The following is a 21,592-nucleotide window of genomic DNA, read 5'->3' on the forward strand; positions in this document are numbered from 1 at the left end:
CGACACTTCTTCCCATAAATAAAGAGGAGATAAATCTCTCTCCTCTTTATTTATTGCGCTTCATTCGATTGTTTCTCAAGTTTTGCATCAATCGTACCTTCTACTACTGTATCACTTATTTGCTCTTGTACAATAGAGTCGACTTCCTCGTTCATTTGAGAAGCATAACTTTGAGTTGTCACTTTCGCTTTCTGCTTATTTTGTTGTTTTTCCATTTAAAACCCTCCTTTATCATTCTTTCTTATTCTGAGCAAAAAGAAAGGTTTTCATCACAAAATCATCTTTTACTTTGAAATAGTTGCCGATTCCTCTTCAAGCACCTGCATTTGTCTTACCCGTTTCGTAAATGTAGCAACATGAGAAATACCATGATTACGTAATACTTTCACATTTTCCGCAATATATCTTCCTAAGTCATTTGGATAATGAGCATCTGACGAGAGAGTAATCGGCACTTGATGCTGCGCTAGAACTTGTAAATAAAGAGGACTTGGACACATCTCACGCACAGGGTAACGATAATATAATCCTGCATTCACTTCCGTAGCTGTATCTGTTTCAAGTAACGCTCTTGCAATTTTTTTATAATATGGAAGCTGCTCATTTTCATCTAATCGATAATTAAATACTTTTATATTATCGAGATGTGCTACAATATCAAACAAGCTAGAACGAACAGCTTTTTCGACGGTTGCAAAAAACGTATCATACAATGTATGCAGGCTGTGATTCTCAAAATATTCTTTCGTATCTGGATTGTCAAATCCCCAGCCATCTATAAAGTGAACAGATCCAATGACATAATCCCAATCCCCTAATGCTAATAATTCTTCTAATTCTCGTTCCCCACCAATAAAGTAATCTGCTTCGATTCCGAGCCGCAGCGCTACACCACGCTTTTTCCAACGTGCCTTCGCTTCTTGAATTACCTTTGTAAATTCATAAATCGATGCAACTCGCACTTGATCTAACCATTCTTTTTGCAAACGACCTAGCTTTGACTCACTAATGTCTACGTATTTTTCGTAATACTTCTTTGCTTCATAGAAGCGATAGAGATGATCAACAATCCCAACTTCTTTTATTCCTTTTCGCAATGCTTCTTCTAAATATAAATCAAGCCATTCCACTGTAAACGGCCCTTCCTGCACTCGCTTTTGCAAACGCTCTTGTGTTTTCATAAGCCATTTAATCGAATGTTTTTCTTCTTTAAGCGGTTGATAATATTCTAACGCTTCATTTATTCTCGCCAACCAACCTATTGAATATGGACCTTCTTCCAAATGAAGGTGATAATCCACTTTCATCATCTCTCCCCCTTATAATGTATCAATTTCCTTACGCTCCCCTGTTCTCGATAGCTTCCCTTCTCTTTCTTTCACTTCTTTTAACACATCTTCTAACGAAATATTTTTTGCGGCTAGTAAAACAAAGCAGTGATAGAAGACATCGACCATTTCTTTTACAAGTTCTTCTTTATTATCATTTTTTGCAGCGATTACAACCTCTGTACATTCCTCTCCTATTTTCTTCAAAATTTTATCCTCGCCTTTTGTAAATAAATAATTTGTATATGATTCAGGCACTGGACTTACTTTCCGCTCACCGATTGTTTCAAACAAAGATTTTAATACATCTTCCATCATCTAATCCCCCTATATAATTTTGTGATGAAAACACGTTTTCTCACCTGTATGACACGCTGGCCCTATTTGCTTTACAACAATTACAATTGCATCTTGATCACAATCTAAATAAAGAGATTGAACGTATTGAACATGACCAGATGTTTCCCCTTTATTCCATAACGATTGCCTTGAGCGGGAATAAAACCATGTCTTCTTTGTTTCTAACGTCTTTTCATATGCTTCCTCATCCATATAAGCTAACATTAAAATTACTTTAGTATCTTCTTCTACCACAACAGCTGGTAACAATCCTTTGGAAAAATCAGGTCTCATAATCTCACCTCAATGTTTGCCTTTCGTAATTGTTGCTTCACTTCCTGTACAGTAGATTCACCGTAATGAAAAATTGATGCTGCCAAGGCCGCATTTGCAGATGTTTTTTGAAACACTTCTACAATATGCTCAGCATTTCCACATCCTCCCGAAGCAATGATTGGTACAGAGACATTTTGGGAAATTACTTCTGTCAAACGAAGATCATAACCATCCTTCGTTCCATCTGCATCCATGCTTGTCAGCAAAATTTCACCTGCGCCTAACTGAACAACTCGCCTTGCCCACTCTATCACATCGATTCCTGTATCAACCCTACCTCCATTTACATATACATTCCACTTGTTTTCTTTCACTCGCCTTGCATCAATTGCTACCACAATACATTGTGAGCCAAAATGTTCAGCACCTTCCCCGATTAACCTTGGATTTCGCACCGCAGCTGAGTTAAGCGAAACTTTATCGGCACCTGCTCTTAACAATTTATACATATCTTGAACAGTCGAAATACCGCCCCCAACTGTAAGCGGAATAAATACTTTTGATGCCGTCTCCTCTACAACGTTCACAATCGTTTTTCTACCTTCATGCGTCGCTGTAATATCTAAAAAAACAATTTCATCTGCCCCCGCTTGATTATACAAAGCAGCTATTTCAACAGGGTCCCCCACATCTTGTAACCCCACAAAATTCACACCTTTTACAACCCGGCCAGCCTTTACATCTAAACAAGGAATAATTCGCTTTGCTAACATAACCTTGTTACCTGCAACGCTTCTTCTAAATCAATTGCTTTTTCATACAGCGCCTTTCCAATGATTACACCATATACATTCATATCATTCAGCTTTTTCACATCTTGCAGTGAAGACACCCCGCCTGAAGCAACAATACGAAGTGACACTGCTTCTTGTAGTAACTGTAATTGTTCAAAATTCGGTCCTAGAAGTGTCCCATCTTTCGAAATATCTGTAAAGATAATCGTTTGTACACCTACACTCTCCATTTGTTTCGCAAGTTCAATGTAAGAAATTTCAGACACATCAAGCCAGCCTCTCGTTGCAACATAGCCATTTTTTGCATCAATACCAACAATAATATTCTCTCTATATAAATGAACTGCTTCTTCTAAAAATGAACGGTCATACAAAGCCGCTGTTCCTAAAATAACTTTTTCTACTCCTACTGACAACAACATTTCAACTGCCAAAAGAGATCTTACTCCCCCTCCAACTTGCACTGGAATACGAACGGTCTTACATATATCTGCAATGACAGACAAATTTACCGACTGCCCAGCGATCGCCCCATCTAAATCGACAATGTGTAACATTCTTGCTCCTAGTTTTTCAAATCGTGCTGCCTGGTCAACTGGATTTTCATTCATCACTGTTTCTTTGTTAAACTCTCCTTGATAAAGTCGAACACATCGCCCTTCTTTTAAATCGATTGCTGGGAAGATTTCCATAACTCTACCACTCCTTTAAAATTTCTTAGCATCTGTATTCCAATTTCACCACTTTTTTCAGGATGAAACTGCGCTCCGAATATATTCCCTTTTGCAACAAACCCTGGAATTTCAATTCCATATTTACTACTCCCGCAGACAAGATCTCTTGGACAATCTGCATAATAAGAGTGAACATAATATACAAATGAATTGTCTGCCACTTCATTCCACAACGGGATTTCCCGTTTTTTCTTTAATTGATTCCAGCCCATATGCGGTATTTTATAAGGAACTTTTAATTTTCGAATACTACCTGGCAACAAACCAAGTCCTATCGAATTCTTGATTTCCTCGCTTTCCTCAAATAAAAGTTGCATTCCTAAACATATACCAAGCAACGGCTTTCCCGATTTTCCAAACTCTTGCAGTACGAAAACGAGATTTTTTTCCTCTAAAACTTCCATCGCTTTTGGGAAAGCACCTACTCCTGGTAGAATCACACCGTCACTTTCCAATATTTTCTTTTCATTATCCGTCACAGTATATTCTGCTCCGATACATGTTAATGCTTGTTCCACGCTGCGAATATTCCCCATCCCATAATCTATAATTGCAATCAATTACAACATTCCTTTCGTGGAGTTTACCCCAACAATATTTTCATTTTTATCTACAGCTTCTCGAAGCGCACGCCCAAACGCTTTAAACAACGCTTCAATTTTGTGATGTGTATTACTACCATATAAGATACGTGCATGCAATGTAATATTTGCAGCATGAGCAACCGCCCTAAAAAACTCTTCTGTTAACTCCGTATCAAAATCTCCTAATTTCGGATTTGTCAGCTCACCTTGAAATACAAGATAAGACCTCCCACTTATATCAATTGCCACAAAACCTAATGACTCATCCATTGGTACATATGCTGCACCGTAGCGGTTAATCCCCTCTTTATTTTGCAATGCTTCTTTTAAGCAATTTCCAAGCACAATTCCAACATCTTCAACAGTATGATGAGCATCAACAAATACATCTCCCTCAGCTACAATTTGCAATCCAAATCGACCATGTCTTGCAAATAAAGTTAGCATATGATCAAAAAATCCGACGCCCGTTTGAATAGAGACATTTGTACTTTCGTCTAGTTGTAAACTCAGTTTAATTTTTGTTTCTGTCGTTCCCCGCTCTTGACTTGCCTGACGCATTATTTTTCCTCCTCAAATCGAATTTGAATGGCTCTAGCATGCGCATGTAATCCTTCTTTATCTGCAAGATTTATAATATGATGCTTTACACTTTTTAAAGCTTCTTTCGTATAGGAGACAAAACTTGATTTTTTCACAAAATCATCCACTGATAACGGTGAAAAGAAACGTGCTGTTCCACTCGTCGGCAATACATGATTCGGCCCTGCAAAATAATCTCCAAGTGGCTCTGGTGCATATGGACCAATGAAGATAGAACCTGCATGTTGCACATAAGCTAAGGCATTTATCGGATCATTTATATGTAATTCTAAATGCTCCGGCGCTATTTCATTCGATAATTGAAATGCATCTTCTAACGAAGGTACAACAAAGATTGCTCCATTTCGTTTAATGGATTCACGAGCAATTTCACTCCTTGGCAATGTAGCAAGCTGTACTTCTATTTCTCTTTCTATTTCTTTTGCCAGCACTGCATTTGTTGTAATACAAATCGCAGTTGCTCTTATATCATGTTCCGCTTGTGATAATAAATCAGCTGCAATAAATGAGGCGTTCCCTGTTTCATCTGCGATTACCACAATTTCTGATGGACCAGCAATCATGTCAATATTCACTATCCCGTATACTTCTCGCTTTGCAAGAGCAACATATACATTTCCTGGCCCAACAATCTTATCCACTTTAGGAATCGATTCTGTTCCATATGCTAAAGCTGCAATTGCTTGTGCGCCACCTACTGTATAAATTTCATCGACACCAGCAAGTTGTGCAGCTACTAAAATATGAGGATCTATCCCGCTCCTTCCTGGTGGTGTTACCATTACCACTTTCTGAACACCTGCAATTTTAGCTGGCAATACATTCATGAGTACCGATGAGGGATACGATGCTGTTCCTCCTGGTACATATACACCAACTGTTTCTAGCGGCCGAATGAGCTGCCCGCGAATGATTCCTTCTTTTTCACAATCAAAAATAGACTGCCTTGTTTGTTTTTCATGGTATGATATGATATTTTTTTTTGCTTCTTGTAACGCCTCTAGAAATACAGCCGATACATCTTTACTTGCATTTTCTATTTCTTCGTTTGTCACACGAAACTCTTCTATCTCAATACCATCGAATGATTTTGTATAAGAAAATAGTGCTTCATCTCTTCTTTCTCTCACTTTTTGAACAATTTCTCTTACACGTAATTGAACAGTTTCTTCTATTATATTAGCGTGCTCTCTTAGCAACTTGATTCTAGATAATGCTTCTGTAAAATCTTCATACATAATCTCCATTATGCTCCTCCTTTATTTTCCTTCAGCAATGATACACTCCATTCTATTTATAATACTGAATATTTCGTCTTTTTTAGTTTTTAAAGCAGCTTTATTTACAATCATCCGAGCAGATATCGAGCACATTTCTTCAAATACAATTAAGCCATTTTCTTGCAATGTTTTTCCAGTTTCCACAATATCAACTATTGCATCTGCTAGCCCAAGGAGCGGGGCAATTTCTACAGAACCTTCTATTTTTATAATTTCTACATCTTCACCCCTATCACGAAAATACTTAGAAGTAATATGCGGATACTTTGTAGCAATTCTCTTTTTTCGATAACCTTCCCGATTATATGTCGGAATTGATGCAATACAAAACTTACAACATCCTACCTTCAAATCTACCATTTCATATATATCTTTCTCATATTCCATTAAAATATCTTTTCCAACAACACCTATATCTGCAACACCGTGTTCTACGTAAGTTGCAACATCAACCGCTTTAACTAGAATAAATGAAATATTGGTATTCGCACTTTGGAACACAAGTTTTCTTCCTTTATCCATAATTTCCGAACAATCAATCCCGATTTTCTCGAAAAGCGGAATGACATGCTTCTCCAATCGTCCCTTTGTTAACGCAATTTGAATGTTACGCATGAAGTTTCCCCTTCTTTCTGCATCATCCATTTTTCTTTCCAAACATATTCCACTAATGATTCTCCTGCCACTTCAATCACGGTTGTAATTCCATTCTTTCTTGCAAATTGAAAGGTGTCTTGCAAACTATCAAATAAAGATAATTCCACTTTCCACCCGTCTTTTTGAAGTAAATTACATAGTCTTTCCGCTTCTGCTAATCGTTCCAATGTATAATGGATCATCACGTCTAGATGCTTTCGCTTGAATGATTCTTGTTGTTCTTGCAGTGCCCTAACAATTTGATTTACTTGTATAGCTAATCCAACAGCTGGCCTAGACTCGCCAAAATTCCCAATTAATTCATCATATCTTCCCCCACTAACAATTTCTTCTCCAACCTCATATATATACCCCTTAAAAATAACCCCTGTATAATAATGCAAATGTTGAATCATCCCTAAATCAATTGATATATATGATCCATAGCCTAACTTCTCGATCGTTTGATAAATTTCTTTTACCCGTGCAATTGCTTGCCTCATTTCATCATTAGAAGCAAGTTTTTCTGCCTCCTCAATTACCTCCAGCTTTCCAAATAATCTTGGTAACCTCTCAAGTAACCGTACTGTTTCGTCACTTCTATCTAAATTTTTATCTTGTAAAAAACTTGATAACGCTGCATAGTTTTTACTTTCGATATACGTGCGTAATAACATTTCTTCTTCTTCCTTAAGCGAAAGTTTTTTGACAATGCACTTATATAACTGAACTTGACCTAATTCAATTGTAAAAGAATGTACACCTACCCCTTGAAGTGCTTGAATCACACTTACAACACATTCTATTTCAGCCCGTATATTATCAATTCCAATAATTTCAATCCCCGTTTGAATGATCTCATTATATTTTCCAGAAAGTGATTCATTTGCTCGAAACACATTCCCGCTATATGTTACTTTCACAGGAGAATCTCCACCATGCATTCCCATTACCCTCGCTAAAGGAATCGTCATATCCGGACGCAAAACGATAATACGTCCTTGCTGATCAAAAAATTTATACATTTTCTCCTCATCTATCGGACGGTTTTGAAATGAAAACACATCATAAAATTCAATTGTAGGCGTTCTAATCTCCTCATATCCTCTTTCTAAAAAAGTACGTCTTAACTTTTGTTCAGCTTCTTCAATCAATGTACATTCTTCAAATACATAATCCCTTGTTCCATTTGGATTTGCTCGTTTCCATTTCGTCATACAACTCCACACTCCCTTTCCTTTCTAATGTATGCCCACCATAACAATCAGGAACAACATAAAAAGAGCCTTGTAGAAAAAATACCTACAAGGCTCTTTTATAGAGTGTAGGTACAACGGGAATAACCCTTGTGCCTACACGTTGTTCACGCTAGGTTCAAGGGTTTTATGTATGATGATGTAGTTGTGTAAGCATAGATTGTACTGTAATCATTATCCTTACTCCCTTTCTCCTCTTGTTTTCACATAGTATATAACAATAAATTCAGAAAGTAAATACAATTCTAACTTTATATTCATTTTTTAATTATAGCTCACTAAAAAATATAGTGAGCTATTTTTTGTTCGTATTCTTGAATTTGTTGTTCATATTGCATCGTAATTCCAATCTCATCTAAACCTTTTAATAATTTTTCTTTCCACATATTCTCAATTGTAAAATAAAAACGATTCTCTGGTGTTATAATGATCTCGTTCTCGAGATCAACTTCTATTACAGCTCTCGGATCAATGGATGCAAGCTCTTCACGCATTTCTTTTCCCATAACAATTGGGAGCATACCATTCTTCATACAATTCATATAAAAAATATCCGCAAACCCTCCTGCAATAATGACCCGGAAACCATAATCAGCAAGTGCCCATGGCGCATGTTCTCTTGAAGAGCCACAACCAAAATTATCCCCCGTAACCAGTATGCTAGCTCCTTTTCGCTCTGGTGCATTTAGTGGAAAATCGAGATTTTCTTGACGCTCATTGTTATAGCGCCATTCATCAAATAAAAACTGTCCAAATCCTGTTCTTTCTATCCTCTTTAAATATTGTTTTGGAATGATTTGATCTGTGTCAATGTTATCATTCATTAATACAGCAACAGTACCTTTATGAATACGAAATGACTCCATCATAACTCTCCTTTCTTACATCAACGAAATGACCATATAATGCGGATGCAGCTGCCATCGCTGGACTTACAAGATGTGTTCTGGCCCCTTTTCCTTGTCTTCCTTCAAAGTTACGATTAGAAGTGGATGCACAATGTTCTCCTTCAGGCACTTGGTCTGGATTCATTCCAAGACACATAGAACATCCAGGTTCTCTCCATTCAAATCCAGCTTCTTCAAATATACGATGCAGACCTTTTTTCATCGCTGCTTCCCTCACTTGCCTTGATCCTGGCACAACAAGCGCTCGCACCCCTTCTTTTACTTTTTTTCCTTTTACAACAGCTGCAGCAATTTCTAAGTCTGATAAACGAGAATTGGTACAAGAACCAATAAAAACGTGCCTAATTGGAATTTCAAATGCACTTTGTCCTGGTTTAAGCCCCATATATGCAAACGCTCTTTCATCATTTTTATCATTTTGTTCTGGTAACTGTTCATCAATACGAATCCCCATACTCGGATTCGTTCCCCACGTTACATAAGGTGCTAGTTTTGTAACATCTATCGAAAAACACATATCATAAATTGCATCTGAATCTGTATAAAGTTCACTCCACTTTGCTACTGCAAATTCAAACTCTTTCGGCGCATGCACGCGTCCTTTTACATAAGCAAATGTTTTTTTATCTGGTGCAATAATCCCTGCCTTTGCTCCACCTTCAATTGCCATATTACAAAGTGTCATCCGTTCTTCCATTTCCATATCTGCAATTGCTTCTCCGTAAAACTCCATGACATATCCGGTTCCAACCGCTACCCCATATGTAGCAAGAAGGTGCAAAATAATGTCTTTTGCATATACTCCTTTTGGCAATTCTCCTTTTAATTCAATTCCCATTGCTTTTGGTTTTCGTTGCCACAATGTTTGAGTAGCTAGTACATGTTCCACCTCACTTGTACCTATTCCAAACGCTAACGCTCCAAACGCTCCGTGAGTTGCCGTATGACTATCACCACATACAATTGTCTTTCCTGGCTGCGTCAGTCCGAGCTCTGGACCAATAACATGAACAATACCTTGCGCTTCATCACCAATATCCGCTAATGGAACATTAAATTGTTTACAATTATTACGAAGTGTATCTAATTGTTGCTTCGCAATGCGATCTGTAATGTTCCAAACATCCTTTGTTGGAATATTATGATCCATTGTTGCAAATGTTAAATCCGCCCTTCTAACAGTTCGATTGGCAAGCCGTAATCCTTCAAAAGCTTGCGGTGATGTTACTTCATGTACGAGATGGAGATCAATATATAATAAATCTAATCCATTTTCATTTGTCGCAACAACGTGTCTTTCCCACAACTTATCTAGTAATCTTTTCCCCATTATCTCCCTCTCCCAACTAGCGCTTGTTCTTCCATTTCTTGAAGTACAGCCTTTGTAAACGAAGTTGTTGTTTCATTTCCACCTATATCCGCTGTATATTTCCCTGATTGAAGAACTGCAGTAATCGCATATTCAATCGCCTCTCCTTCTCTTGTTAATTCAAATGACTGTCCAAGCATCATCGCGACCGAACGCATCATTGCGATTGGATTTACTTTATTTTTCCCTGCAATATCTGGTGCTGATCCGTGAATTGGTTCATACAATGACGGACCATTCTCCGCATGACTTGCCGATGGAAGCATTCCTAATGATCCTGCTAATACAGAAGCTTCATCACTCAAAATATCACCAAATAAATTTTCGGTTACAATGACATCAAACCGGCCTGGATTACGAATCAACTCCATCGCCGCTGCATCTACTAAAACATGCTCGAGCTCCACCTCTGGATAACGAAGGGCTACTTCTTCTGTAACAGATCTCCATAGTTTACTTGACTCTAAAACATTTGCTTTATCGATCGAAGTAACTTTTTTACGCCGTTTACTTGCAAGTTGAAAAGCATAAGAAACAATACGTTCAATTTCATGACGATGATAAGTTAGTGTATCTGTTGCTGCTTCTTCTGATCTTTCTTTTGGGAAAGAAAAATAAATCCCACCTGTTAGTTCACGAACGACAACAAAATCAACTTCATCTGCCGCCTTTAATGGAGATAAGTGCGAAGTTGCCTCATCTACAGCAACAGGACGAACATTTGCAAATACCCCAAGTCCTTTTCGAAGAGCAAGTAATCCTTTTTCTGGTCGTTCTTTCGCTTCATCCCACCTAGGTCCACCAACTGAGCCGAGTAACACTGCATCACTTGCTAAACATGCTGCAAGTGTTCTCGGTGGTAACGGTTGCCCAAACGAATCAATGGCCGCCCCGCCAAACTGTTCATCCTGTAAATAAAAGCGATGGCCATATAACCTTTCGATCATGTGTAATACTTCTTTAGCACTCTCCATAATTTCCGGTCCAACACCGTCACCTGCTAAACAAACGATACGTTTTTCCATGTTATAAACACCCCTTTTTATTTATTTTAATTTTCAGAATATAAATTTGATAAGTAAGGGAATTCCTCCCTCACTTATCAAATCGTTACTTTACAAGCATTAACAATGCCTTTAATTTTCCAGCAGCATGTACATAAGCTCTAGCTGATGCTTCTAATACATCTTGCGCAACACCAAATCCCGAAACTTGATGAGATCCTTCTTTTAGTTCCACATGAACATGAGCAAGTGCATCTTGACCTTGCGTAATAGATTGGATGCGATAATCAGCTAACTCACACTCAATTCCTATGATTCTTTGAATTGCATTATAAATCGCTTCAATACTACCTGCACCAGTTGCTGCATCCTCATACACGTTATCTTTCTCATCTTTTAGTACAACTGTTGCACATTGTGTACTGTTTGATACAAAATGTACCTGCAATTGTTTAATCGTATACTGCTGTGTTGAGAATGCCGCTTCTCCAAGCATAAGTGCACGTAAATCTTCTTCTGTAATCTCTTTTTTACGATCTGCCAGCCTTTTAAATGCCCTAAATGCTATATCCCGCTCTTCTTCAGTAAATTCATAACCTAGTTCTTTCATTTTTTCAGTAAATGCATGACGACCAGAATGTTTTCCAAGAACAAATAGATTTTGTGATTCTCCGATAAGTTCTGGTTCAATAATTTCATATGTTGTTACTTCTTTTAAAACACCATCTTGATGAATTCCCGATTCATGAGCAAATGCATTCGCTCCAACAATCGCTTTATTTTTCGGTACAACCATTCCAGTTAAACGACTAACTAATGTACTTGTTGCTTTAATCTCTTTCAATGTCATAGAAGACTGCGCTTCATAATAATCTCTTCGAATATGCAAAGCTACTGCTACTTCTTCTAGAGCGGCATTCCCTGCACGCTCTCCAATCCCATTAATCGTCCCCTCTACTTGCAGTGCTCCTCCTTCAATAGCGGCTAATGAATTTGCCACTGCCATGCCAAGATCATCGTGACAATGACAAGAGAAAATTGCTTTTTCGTAAGAAGGAACAGACTCTTGTAGATATTTAAAAAGAGAATAATATTCTTCTGGATTTGTATAACCCACTGTATCAGGAATATTAATGACATCTGCTCCTGCACGAATAGCAACTTCTACAGCTTCAGCTAAAAAAGGCTTTACTGTTCTCGTTGCATCTTCTGCAGAAAACTGCACTGTAGGAAACAACGATTTTCCTAACATAACAGAACGACGAATATTATCTAATACATCTTCTTTTGACATACAAAGCTTATATTTCATATGAATATCACTCGTTGCCAAGAAGACATGTAGACGTGGGGACACCGCACCTTTTACCGCTTCATATGCCTTACGAATATCACTTTCTTTTGCCCTGGCTAGACTCATAATAGAAGCATTTCGAATGGTTGCAGCGATGCGTTTTACAGAGCGAAAATCTCCTTCAGAAGCTGCTGCAAACCCCGCTTCCATTACATTTATTCCTAGTTTTTCTAACTGCCTAGCAATCTGTAACTTTTCTTGTTCATTTAAATTGACTCCGGGTGATTGTTCGCCGTCACGAAGCGTCGTATCCATGAACAAAATCTGCTTCATATTATTTAACCCCCGTTTTTACTTTCGGTTGTACAAACGGCATCATCTCACGTAATTTACGTCCAACAACTTCAATTTGGTGTTCATTTTCCTGTGCATTTGTCGCATGGAAATGCGGTCTTCCTGCTTTATGCTCCGCAATCCATCCTCTTGCAAATGTACCATCTTGGATTTCCTTTAATACTTCCTCCATTGCTTTCTTCGTATGCTCTGTTACAACACGCGGTCCTGATACAAAATCTCCCCACTGCGCTGTATCAGAAACAGAATATCTCATATTTTCAAGTCCACCTTCATACATAAGATCAACAATAAGCTTTAGTTCATGTAAACATTCAAAATAGGCAAGTTCCGGCTGATAACCAGCATCGACTAATGTTTCAAATCCTGCTTTTACAAGTGCCGTAACTCCTCCGCAAAGAACAGCTTGCTCTCCAAATAAATCCGTTTCCGTTTCTTCTTTAAACGTTGTTTCTAAAACTCCCGCTCTCGTTGCTCCAATCCCATCGGCATAAGATAGCGCTTTTTCAGTTGCTGTTCCAGTTGCGTCTTGATATACAGCAAATAACGCTGGAACTGCTCCGCCCTCAGCAAAAGTACGACGTACTAAATGCCCTGGTCCTTTCGGCGCTACTAGAAATACATCTACATCTTCTGGTGGTGTAATTTGATTAAAATGAACATTAAATCCATGTGCAAACACCAGTGAATTTCCAGCTTGTAAATTCGGTTCAATTTCCGCTTCATATACTTCCGGTTGTAGTTCATCAGGTAGAAGAATCATGACTACATCAGCAAACTTTGTCGCCTCTGCCACTGAATATACGGAAAAACCATCTTCTTTTGCTTTTTCCCATGACTTTCCTCTCCTTAGTCCAACTACCACATCAAAACCGTTATCACGTAAGTTTTGTGCATGAGCATGCCCCTGTGATCCATATCCAACAATTGCTACTTTCTTTCCCTTTAATACATTTACCGCTACATCTTTTTCATAATAAACTTTTGCCATTTTCTTTTCCCCCTATATTTAAATGATTAATGAATTAACATAATTTGTTTATCTTGTTTTTTCATACTACGCGTAAAAGCAGTAACACCTGTTCTTGCAATTTCTTTTAAACCATATGGTCGCAGTAGTTCAATTAAAGCCTCTACTTTTTCTTGCGTACCTGTTACTTGTACAACTATGGAATCCTTACCAACATCTATTACAGTGGCTCGGAATGGTTCAATTAAACTGTATAATTCTGCTCTTGATACACTTGATGTTGCTACTTTAATAAGAGCGAGTTCTCTTGCAATCATAGCTTCTTCTGTAATATCAGACACTTTGAGTACATCAATTTGTTTATGAAGCTGTTTAATTAACTGTTCAACTTGTTGTTCATTCTCAACATGTACGACAAATGTCATCCTTGAAATATCAGATGATTCTGTATGGCCGACTGAGATACTTTCAATATTAAAATGTCTTCGCGTCATGACGCCTGTAATTCGGTTCAATACGCCACTCTGGTTTCGAACGGTTGCTGTAACAATCCTTTTCATCTCTTTTCCACCCCCTCCATTTGATGAACACCTTTTCCAGGAGCAACCATCGGCATAACTTTTTCAGACTGAAGTACCCGGCAATCAATTACTACAGGTTCTTGCGATTCAATTGCTGCTTGTAACTCCTTCTTTGCAAGTAATGGGTTTTCAATTCTTACCCCTTTTATGCCATATGCATGAGCAAGTGCTACGAAGTCTGGCTGACAAGAAAGTAATGAGTGAGAATATCTTTGATTATAAAACTCATCTTGCCACTGTCTTACCATTCCTAAAGCTTCATTATTTAAAATCAAAACTTTAACTGGTAAAGAGTGTTCCTTCAATACACTCAGTTCTTGTAATGTCATTTGAAAACCAGCATCCCCAACAATTGCTACTACCAATTCTTCTGGCTTAGCAATTTGCGCACCGATTGCTGCTGGAAACCCAAATCCCATCGTACCAAGTCCTCCTGATGTCACCCACTTATCTGGAGATTTCAGCGGATAGTATTGCGCAGCCCACATTTGATGCTGACCAACATCAGTTGTAATAATTGCTTTCCCTTTTGTAATTTCATATAACATATCAATTGCTGCTTGCGGTTTAATTTTTTCTGAATCTTGTTTATAAAAAAACGGATATTGTTCTTTTCTACTTTTTAAAAGTGAAAGCCATTCTTGATGATTTTCTTTTCTCTCTTTAGAATCTAACAACGCTTCTAGTGCCTGCTTTGCACTCGCCACAATTGGAATTGCTGTCGGAACATTTTTCCCAATTTCTGCTGGATCAATATCAATATGTGCAACAACAGCTTCTTTCGCAAAATATGCTAAATTCCCTGTAAGACGGTCATCAAATCTTGCACCAATATTGATAAGTAAATCACACTCATATAAAGCCATGTTTGCTGTATATGAACCATGCATTCCTCCCATTCCTAGAAATAATTCATCATCTGGTGGAAACCCTCCTAATCCAAGGAGTGTATGAACAACAGGTATACTGTGCATTCGCGCAAAATCAGTTAATTCTTGTGTAGCTTTCGCATGTAATACACCAGCGCCAGCTAAAATGAGCGGTTTGTTTGCATTTGCAATTGCTTGTAATAATTTGCTAACTTGTAATGGATTCGGTTCATAATTTGGCTGATACCCCGGTAAATCCATTTGCGGGTCGCTACATCGCTCTCCTTGTTCTACTACCATATTTTTTGGAAGATCAATAACGACTGGGCCCGGCCGCCCTGTTTTTGCAATATGAAATGCTTCTTTAATAATCCGTGGTAAATCAGATGCCCTTCGCACCTGATAATTATGTTTTGTCACCGGCATAGTAAGCCCCATAATATCCGCTTCTTGAAAAGCATCACTTCCGATTAAAGTCGTAGCGACTTGCCCTGTGAAAACAACAAGCGGTAATGAATCAATCATCGCATCCGCAAGACCAGTGATAACATTTGTCGCACCTGGACCACTTGTTGCAATGACAACACCCGGTTTCCCTGTAATTCGTGCATATCCTTCAGCTGCGTGAATTGCACCTTGTTCGTGCCTTGTTAAAATATGCGGAATCTCACAATCATAAATTGCATCATAAAGCGGCAGAACTGCACCACCTGGATAACCAAAAATAACTTCAACCTCTTCCCTTCCTAGCGCTTCTAACAACAGCTGTGCACCAGTTGCCATTTTCTCCTCCGTTTTTAAAGACATTTCTCTTACGAACCTCCTTTAAAATTTTTTTTTACAATAAAAAAATCCTACGTCCACACTCCAGCTATGTGCTGAAGGGACGAAAGATTTCGTGGTACCACCCTTCTTCGCAAGAATACATCTTGCCTCAGTGACTCAGGGATGAGTCTAGCTAATAACGGAGCTACCGTCTAAGCCTAGACAAACGCTTCAGCTTAGCACTCAAGGGCGATGTTCGTTGACGTGAACCATCGGTTTCCAGCAACCACCGACTCTCTGTGAGGCTTCACAATCAACTACTCCTCCCTATCAATGCTTTATCATTTCATAACAACGAACGATTCTTTATGGTTCGTTATACTTTTATTATCCAACTTTATTTTCTTCATAAATTTTCTCGCCATCTTCTACAACTAACTTACGAAACTCTTCCAATAAGCGATTTGTATGCAGGCCCGTTTTTCCTGAACCAATTGTTCTTCCATCAACTGTTGTTACTGCAATTACTTCAGCCGCAGTTCCTGTTAAAAACACCTCATCAGCTACATATACATCGTGTCTTGTAAATAATTCTTCTCTTACGTCATACCCAAGTTTTTCGCCAATTTCTAAAATAGCATTTCTTGTAATACCTTCTAATGCCCCAGCAGAGCTTGGCGGTGTTATTAATTTATTTCCTTTTATAATAAACACATTATCGCCAGACCCTTCAGCCACATAGCCTTGTTCATTTAACATAAGCGCTTCTTGTACACCAGCAAGTTTCGCTTCAATTCGAACTAAAATATTATTTAAATAATTTAAGGACTTCACTTGCGGAGTTAATACATCTGGTCGATTACGACGTGTCGCAACTGTTACAACCGGGATTCCTTTTTCATAATATTCTGGCGGGAATAGAGATAACTGCTCTGCGATTACAACTACATTCGGTTTCGAACAAGAGTCAGGATCTAACCCAAGGTTTCCTACACCTCTTGATACGACTAAACGGATATATCCGTAAGATAGCTTATTTTGACGAATGGTTTCAACAACAATACTAGTTACTTCTTCTAACGTATATGGAATTTCTAACATAATGGATTTTGCTGATTCATATAAACGGACAAGATGTTCTTTAAGACGGAAAACATTTCCGCTATAAACACGAATTCCTTCAAACACCCCATCTCCATATAAGTAACCATGATCATATACCGAAACTTTAGCTTCATCTTTTGGCACAAATGCTCCATTTAAGAAAATCCATTGCTCGTTCACTTAAAGCGCCTCCTATGTTCTATGAATTTTTTATTGTTTCCTAGTTTACTCTCCTTTTCAAATAAATCAAGATAATTTTTAGAAAATTTATAATTTTTAATCATACGTACATCTTTCATTGTATTGATTTATCAACATTGTTAACGTTTACAAAATGTCAAAAAATTTTTTTCGTCATTTTTCGTTCTAAAAAATATTTGTTTAAAAGAAGGAGTTCTGTCAAATATTGCGAATCTATTGTATTCAATAAACGAACGTCCCATTTCATATATTCGGGAATATACAACGACTTTTGATGAAAAAGGGGGAAAATAAGTAAAACAATATTGTCTAAAAATAACAATCATATTTTTTACGTAGTTGTCATAATCCTATTTTAAAAAAACAATTTGTCAAATGAGGGAGGAAAATAATATGGCGTGTGTACAAATTAAAGGAACGAGACAAGAAGTAGTGGAGATGCTGCAACTATTTGACTTAATGGATACAAAGGGATTCTGTAAATTCAATAATTATGTAGAGGTAGAACCCAATGAAAAACAGCATAATAACTTTATCGCCTCAATTGATGTTCAATCCAGTAATTACTCTACTCAAGATCAATTGAATGATCAATTTGTAAGTCAAATGCTCACTGGTGTGTATAACGACTAATACAACAGCAATCCTGCCTTGAATTTATATCTTCCTATCATCTTTTTCTCAAATATATAAATATCTGCTAAAAATTTGAGCATATTACTAGAGATGGTAGGAGGTGAAATTTATGGCGAAAATTGGTGTGGAAGATTCTTTAACAGATGTTCAACAAGCTTTAGAACAAAAAGGATATGAAGTAATTACACTACGCTCCGAAAATGACGTACAAGGATGCGACTGTTGCGTCGTAACCGGGCAGGATTCTAATGTAATGGGAATCAGCGATGTATCTATAAAAGGTTCTGTGATTAAGGCGAGTGGCTTAACAACAGATGAAATTTGTCAGAAAGTTGAAAGCAGACTGTAAAAAATAACGAGTCTATTATGTTTGCCTTATCTAAAAAGAGAAGCCTCCTTATGAAAAGGAGGCTTCTCTTTTTTTATATTCACTTAACGGGAAAGTAACATATACTGGATGAAAGCCCTACCTCTCTCTCATCAATACGGTTCCTCTGACCGCTCCTTAATCCACTAGTATGTGTATAAGCTTATAAATACAATTTTTAGGGTCTGTTCACAAAAGTTGTTGATAAAATTACCCGATCTTCCGCAAACTTTTCATGTCGTATTTATAAGTAATATCCAATATATACTAGCTGTAACCGAGACACGAAATCAAATTTTAACATGTAATAACAAATACGTCAATATTTATTTTGACAAAACAAAAACAGACGTTATGACCTGTCTGTTTTTAAAATGGCGCTTTTTCTTTTACTACATAAACAACAAATCCGCTTACTAACATACATAAGCCGACAGCCAAATTCTTGATGTTAATCATAACTTCCTCTCCCTTATTTCATAAATCATATATATTTACATTTCAATTATATTTATCGTTCCTAAGCACACTTTTTCTAATATATCATAATTCCTAAAAAATGCAAGTTGGTTCTTTAATAACCATTTACAAACTTACCGACAGTATTTGGTACCATATTCAAAGCTTTTTCAATCAAATGTGTACCACTATGTAAATGCAGCACTTGTACACCACCAGATCCCACTACTAAAAAAGCTACTGGGTTAATTGAAACTCCCGCACCACTTCCGCCTCCGAACGGATGCTCTTGTTTCACTTCTTTTTGCTGGCCTTGTCCTGTATGTTTTTTTCCGTTAGACATTTCTCCTATAAAATCACTTCCCCCTGCTCCAAAACCAAAAGCTACTTTTGAAACAGTTAAAACAACATTTCCATCCGCTGTCGAAACCGGACTTCCAACAATTGTGTTTACATCTACCATCTCTTTTAAATTTGTCATTGCCGTTTTCATTAAATTTTCAATTGGATGTTCCATCATTTCAACCACCCTTTCCTTATCATTCTTTTTTATACTTTCCAAAATAGAGGAACTCATACCAAGTTTTACAATCCAAGAAAAAAATACTTTTATATCCCACCTTCCCCTCTTAGGCATTAAGGAGAATTTCCCTTCATTCTTCTTTTGCAAACAGTTTCTCTATAAACTCTTTACTTCAGCTCACTTTTTTATGGATATTGCTACCTATGAATGGCGGAATAAAAAAGAAAAAGATATACATACTACTTAATGAACCTTGTTATGAAAGGAGCTATTACCTTGACTGATAAATTTGATGACAACCATAAAGTCGAAGGCGATTATAAAGAAGAGTACGCAGCAGAAGTTGCACCTCAGCGAGTCAACTATGATGATAAGGACGATGTGAAATCAAAAACAGCAGGATCCACAGCAGGATTTATCGCTCTTGCACTTGCTATATTATCACTCTTTACATTTCCAACACTCTTCGGCATTGTTTCTGTTTTACTCGGTATTTATGCTTATAATCGTGGCGCTACTGTAACTGGCAGCATCGCTGCTATTGTAGGCGGCATTGCTGCAGTTGTTGCTATTATATTCCGCGCTGCGATCATCGGTTTATTTTTCTCGCTTTTTTAAAGAAAAAAGGTATCTCGCTTTTTGCGAGATACCTTATCCTGTGAAAACATCTTCTGATGGATATCGAATTTTTTGTTTTGCTGGTCGCGCTAAAGAAAACACCAATGTTAACGGGCCGATTAGTCCACAAAACATAACAAACATAATGATACATTTTCCAATTGCTGATAACTTAGCCGTAATTCCCATCGTCAATCCAACCGTACCGAATGCTGAAATTGTTTCAAATAATAGCTGAATAAAACTAAAGTTTTCTGTAAGCATTAATAAAAATACTGCTGTAAAAATAAGAATTTGGCTAGCTACCACAATCGCTAATGCTCTTGTTACCGTTGACATTTTGATTGTACGATGAAATAAAACAAAGTCTTCCTTTTTTCTAAAAAAGGAAAGAACTGATGTAATTAAAATAACAAATGTTGTTAACTTAATTCCCCCACCTGTCGAAACACTTCCTGCACCGATAAACATTAAAATCATCGTAAACAATATGGTTGGCTCTCCCATTCCTCCATAATCAATCGTATTAAATCCTGCTGTACGGGGGGTAATTCCTTGGAAAAACGAAGCCCATAACTTGTCACCTAAAGACAATGGTCCTAATGTTTTTACATTATTATACTCCAATATAAAAATCACAATCATTGCAATAACATTAAGTGTGATTGTTCCAAGAATCATAATTTTTGAATGAAGGGATAGTTTCTTAAAACTACGGCTATACCATATATCAATTAACACCGTAAAACCTAAACCACCTATAGCAATTAAAGAACAAATCCCAATATTAATAATAGGATCTCCTACATATCTTGTTAAATTATCTGGCCATAGTGCAAATCCTGCATTATTATAAGAGGCAATAACATGAAAAATACTATAATATAGACCTTTACCAAAACCAAATTCCGGGATAAATCGAATGGATAAAAAAACGATTCCTACTAATTCAATACAAATAGAAAAAATAAAAACTCGTTTCACTAATTTTACAAGACCGCCAATATTCGTTTGGTTAAATGCTTCTCCAATTAGCAATCGATGACGCAAACCAATTTTTTTCCCTAGTACCCATACAATTAAAATTGCAATTGTCATTAACCCAAGACCACCTGTTTGAATTAAAAACAGAATAACAATTTGACCAAACATTGTAAAAGTGCTTGAAGTATCTACAACACCTAAACCAGTCACTGTCGCTGCTGATGTTGCCGTAAAAAAGGCATCTACCCAACTAATCGATTCTTTTGTTGCGAACGGTAGTTTTAATAACATTCCTCCGACAACAATTAAACAAAAAAAGCCCATTGCTAAAATTTGCGGTGGACTTAATCGTATAAAACGATTGTAAAATCCTTGTTTTTTTGTTTCTTGCATATCACTAACTCCCTTAATAAAGTGCTTCTATCCCTCATTATGTAAGATAAAATCTAGTAAAACACATAAATCTTTATAATCTCATAATATAGTCGAGCATAATCCTTTTTTTTATAGATTTCAACTTTTATTTTCACGAGTAGTAAAACGAGTATCCCTTCATTTTACATACTATTTTATCTATAATATCTTCTTACAAGAAAAGCTTTACAATTATTCTTTCTCTGTCATTTTATGCCCCTGAATATTCTCATAATAACTGTTTTTCTATTCTCTATCTACCACTCTCTTGAAATTTAACATCATTTTTAAAATCCCCTTCCCTTTCACTTCAAATTCACATTGAAGTCACATCTATCTTTT

The 21,592-nt window shown here is 37.1% G+C and carries 25 protein-coding genes and 1 other annotated feature; of the genes, 3 read left to right on the forward strand and 22 right to left on the reverse strand.

Going from position 1 to position 21,592, the window contains the following annotated elements; translation table 11 throughout:
• Positions 1-50 precede the first annotated feature (50 nt).
• From COO03_RS11530 to ilvE, 19 genes are all read right to left on the reverse strand, one after another.
• On the reverse strand, positions 51-215 hold the full coding sequence (locus COO03_RS11530; RefSeq protein WP_097897315.1) for a DUF4025 domain-containing protein: 165 nt from the start codon (positions 213-215) through the stop codon (positions 51-53).
• Positions 216-284: 69 nt separating this feature from the next.
• The gene (locus COO03_RS11535) at positions 285-1,307 is read right to left on the reverse strand and encodes a histidinol phosphate phosphatase domain-containing protein (protein WP_097897316.1); all 1,023 of its coding nucleotides are present in this window, start codon (positions 1,305-1,307) and stop codon (positions 285-287) included.
• A gap of 12 nt (positions 1,308-1,319) precedes the next feature.
• Complete coding sequence (hisE, locus tag COO03_RS11540) at positions 1,320-1,643, reverse strand: phosphoribosyl-ATP diphosphatase (RefSeq protein ID WP_097897317.1); 324 nt, start codon at positions 1,641-1,643, stop codon at positions 1,320-1,322.
• A gap of 12 nt (positions 1,644-1,655) precedes the next feature.
• Positions 1,656-1,961: a phosphoribosyl-AMP cyclohydrolase gene (gene hisI, locus COO03_RS11545; protein ID WP_097897318.1), complete on the reverse strand. Its 306-nt coding sequence runs from the start codon at positions 1,959-1,961 to the stop codon at positions 1,656-1,658.
• Positions 1,958-2,716 (reverse strand): imidazole glycerol phosphate synthase subunit HisF, encoded by a 759-nt coding sequence (gene hisF / locus COO03_RS11550; protein WP_097897319.1) that lies wholly within the window; start codon positions 2,714-2,716, stop codon positions 1,958-1,960. The genes hisI and hisF overlap by 4 nt, the downstream gene beginning before the upstream one ends.
• A complete protein-coding gene (gene hisA / locus COO03_RS11555) occupies positions 2,710-3,429 on the reverse strand; it encodes a 1-(5-phosphoribosyl)-5-[(5-phosphoribosylamino)methylideneamino]imidazole-4-carboxamide isomerase (RefSeq protein ID WP_097897320.1) in 720 nt (239 codons plus the stop codon). The genes hisF and hisA overlap by 7 nt, the downstream gene beginning before the upstream one ends.
• On the reverse strand, positions 3,402-4,031 hold the full coding sequence (gene hisH / locus COO03_RS11560) for an imidazole glycerol phosphate synthase subunit HisH (protein ID WP_097897321.1): 630 nt from the start codon (positions 4,029-4,031) through the stop codon (positions 3,402-3,404). Before hisH ends, hisA begins: the two co-directional genes overlap by 28 nt.
• Positions 4,032-4,616, reverse strand: coding sequence for an imidazoleglycerol-phosphate dehydratase HisB (gene hisB, locus COO03_RS11565; RefSeq protein WP_097897322.1), 585 nt, complete (start codon positions 4,614-4,616; stop codon positions 4,032-4,034).
• Positions 4,616-5,905, reverse strand: a complete 1,290-nt coding sequence (hisD, locus tag COO03_RS11570) for a histidinol dehydrogenase (RefSeq protein ID WP_097897323.1) — start codon at positions 5,903-5,905, stop codon at positions 4,616-4,618. The genes hisB and hisD overlap by 1 nt, the downstream gene beginning before the upstream one ends.
• Positions 5,906-5,917: 12 nt before the next feature.
• Complete coding sequence (hisG, locus tag COO03_RS11575; RefSeq protein ID WP_097897324.1) at positions 5,918-6,553, reverse strand: ATP phosphoribosyltransferase; 636 nt, start codon at positions 6,551-6,553, stop codon at positions 5,918-5,920.
• Positions 6,529-7,791, reverse strand: a complete 1,263-nt coding sequence (locus tag COO03_RS11580; RefSeq protein WP_097897325.1) for an ATP phosphoribosyltransferase regulatory subunit — start codon at positions 7,789-7,791, stop codon at positions 6,529-6,531. The genes hisG and COO03_RS11580 overlap by 25 nt, the downstream gene beginning before the upstream one ends.
• A 317-nt stretch (positions 7,792-8,108) precedes the next feature.
• Entirely contained in the window at positions 8,109-8,696 is a 588-nt protein-coding gene (gene leuD / locus COO03_RS11585; RefSeq protein WP_097897326.1) for a 3-isopropylmalate dehydratase small subunit, read from the reverse strand.
• On the reverse strand, positions 8,674-10,068 hold the full coding sequence (gene leuC / locus COO03_RS11590) for a 3-isopropylmalate dehydratase large subunit (RefSeq protein ID WP_097897327.1): 1,395 nt from the start codon (positions 10,066-10,068) through the stop codon (positions 8,674-8,676). Before leuC ends, leuD begins: the two co-directional genes overlap by 23 nt.
• Entirely contained in the window at positions 10,068-11,132 is a 1,065-nt protein-coding gene (gene leuB, locus COO03_RS11595) for a 3-isopropylmalate dehydrogenase (protein WP_097897328.1), read from the reverse strand. The genes leuC and leuB overlap by 1 nt, the downstream gene beginning before the upstream one ends.
• Before the next feature lie 85 nt (positions 11,133-11,217).
• The gene (locus COO03_RS11600) at positions 11,218-12,738 is read right to left on the reverse strand and encodes a 2-isopropylmalate synthase (protein WP_097897329.1); all 1,521 of its coding nucleotides are present in this window, start codon (positions 12,736-12,738) and stop codon (positions 11,218-11,220) included.
• A gap of 1 nt (position 12,739) precedes the next feature.
• Complete coding sequence (ilvC, locus tag COO03_RS11605; RefSeq protein WP_097897330.1) at positions 12,740-13,750, reverse strand: ketol-acid reductoisomerase; 1,011 nt, start codon at positions 13,748-13,750, stop codon at positions 12,740-12,742.
• Between the two features lie 26 nt (positions 13,751-13,776).
• A complete protein-coding gene (gene ilvN, locus COO03_RS11610; RefSeq protein ID WP_097897331.1) occupies positions 13,777-14,289 on the reverse strand; it encodes an acetolactate synthase small subunit in 513 nt (170 codons plus the stop codon).
• The gene (gene ilvB, locus COO03_RS11615) at positions 14,286-15,986 is read right to left on the reverse strand and encodes an acetolactate synthase large subunit (RefSeq protein WP_097897332.1); all 1,701 of its coding nucleotides are present in this window, start codon (positions 15,984-15,986) and stop codon (positions 14,286-14,288) included. Before ilvB ends, ilvN begins: the two co-directional genes overlap by 4 nt.
• A 72-nt stretch (positions 15,987-16,058) precedes the next feature.
• Positions 16,059-16,287: a binding site (T-box leader), on the reverse strand.
• 44 nt (positions 16,288-16,331) lie between these two features.
• Positions 16,332-17,228, reverse strand: a complete 897-nt coding sequence (ilvE, locus tag COO03_RS11620; protein ID WP_097897333.1) for a branched-chain-amino-acid transaminase — start codon at positions 17,226-17,228, stop codon at positions 16,332-16,334.
• 414 nt (positions 17,229-17,642) lie between these two features.
• Here ilvE and COO03_RS11630 point away from each other — a divergent pair, with 414 nt between their 5' ends.
• Both COO03_RS11630 and COO03_RS11635 read left to right on the forward strand, forming a co-directional pair.
• Positions 17,643-17,882, forward strand: coding sequence for a DUF3911 family protein (locus COO03_RS11630; RefSeq protein ID WP_097897335.1), 240 nt, complete (start codon positions 17,643-17,645; stop codon positions 17,880-17,882).
• A 112-nt stretch (positions 17,883-17,994) separates the two neighbouring features.
• Complete coding sequence (locus COO03_RS11635) at positions 17,995-18,234, forward strand: YkuS family protein (RefSeq protein ID WP_141523200.1); 240 nt, start codon at positions 17,995-17,997, stop codon at positions 18,232-18,234.
• A 387-nt stretch (positions 18,235-18,621) separates the two neighbouring features.
• Here the strand turns inward: COO03_RS11635 and COO03_RS11640 are convergent, their stop codons facing one another.
• Together COO03_RS11640 and ytfJ are read right to left on the reverse strand one after the other, a co-directional pair.
• Entirely contained in the window at positions 18,622-18,711 is a 90-nt protein-coding gene (locus COO03_RS11640) for a phosphoribosyl-ATP pyrophosphatase (protein WP_097897337.1), read from the reverse strand.
• Positions 18,712-18,826: 115 nt separating this feature from the next.
• The gene (gene ytfJ / locus COO03_RS11645; RefSeq protein WP_097897348.1) at positions 18,827-19,288 is read right to left on the reverse strand and encodes a GerW family sporulation protein; all 462 of its coding nucleotides are present in this window, start codon (positions 19,286-19,288) and stop codon (positions 18,827-18,829) included.
• A gap of 204 nt (positions 19,289-19,492) precedes the next feature.
• On the opposite strand from ytfJ, the gene COO03_RS11650 reads away from it, so the two are divergent.
• Entirely contained in the window at positions 19,493-19,852 is a 360-nt protein-coding gene (locus COO03_RS11650; protein ID WP_097897349.1) for an imidazole glycerol phosphate synthase, read from the forward strand.
• 33 nt (positions 19,853-19,885) lie between these two features.
• Here COO03_RS11650 and COO03_RS11655 read toward each other — a convergent pair whose 3' ends face one another.
• Positions 19,886-21,229: a TrkH family potassium uptake protein gene (locus COO03_RS11655; RefSeq protein WP_097897338.1), complete on the reverse strand. Its 1,344-nt coding sequence runs from the start codon at positions 21,227-21,229 to the stop codon at positions 19,886-19,888.
• Between the last annotated feature and the right edge of the window lie 363 nt (positions 21,230-21,592).

The organism is Bacillus sp. AFS098217, assembly GCF_002551815.1.
In the GTDB taxonomy this organism is placed as follows: domain Bacteria; phylum Bacillota; class Bacilli; order Bacillales; family Bacillaceae_G; genus Bacillus_A.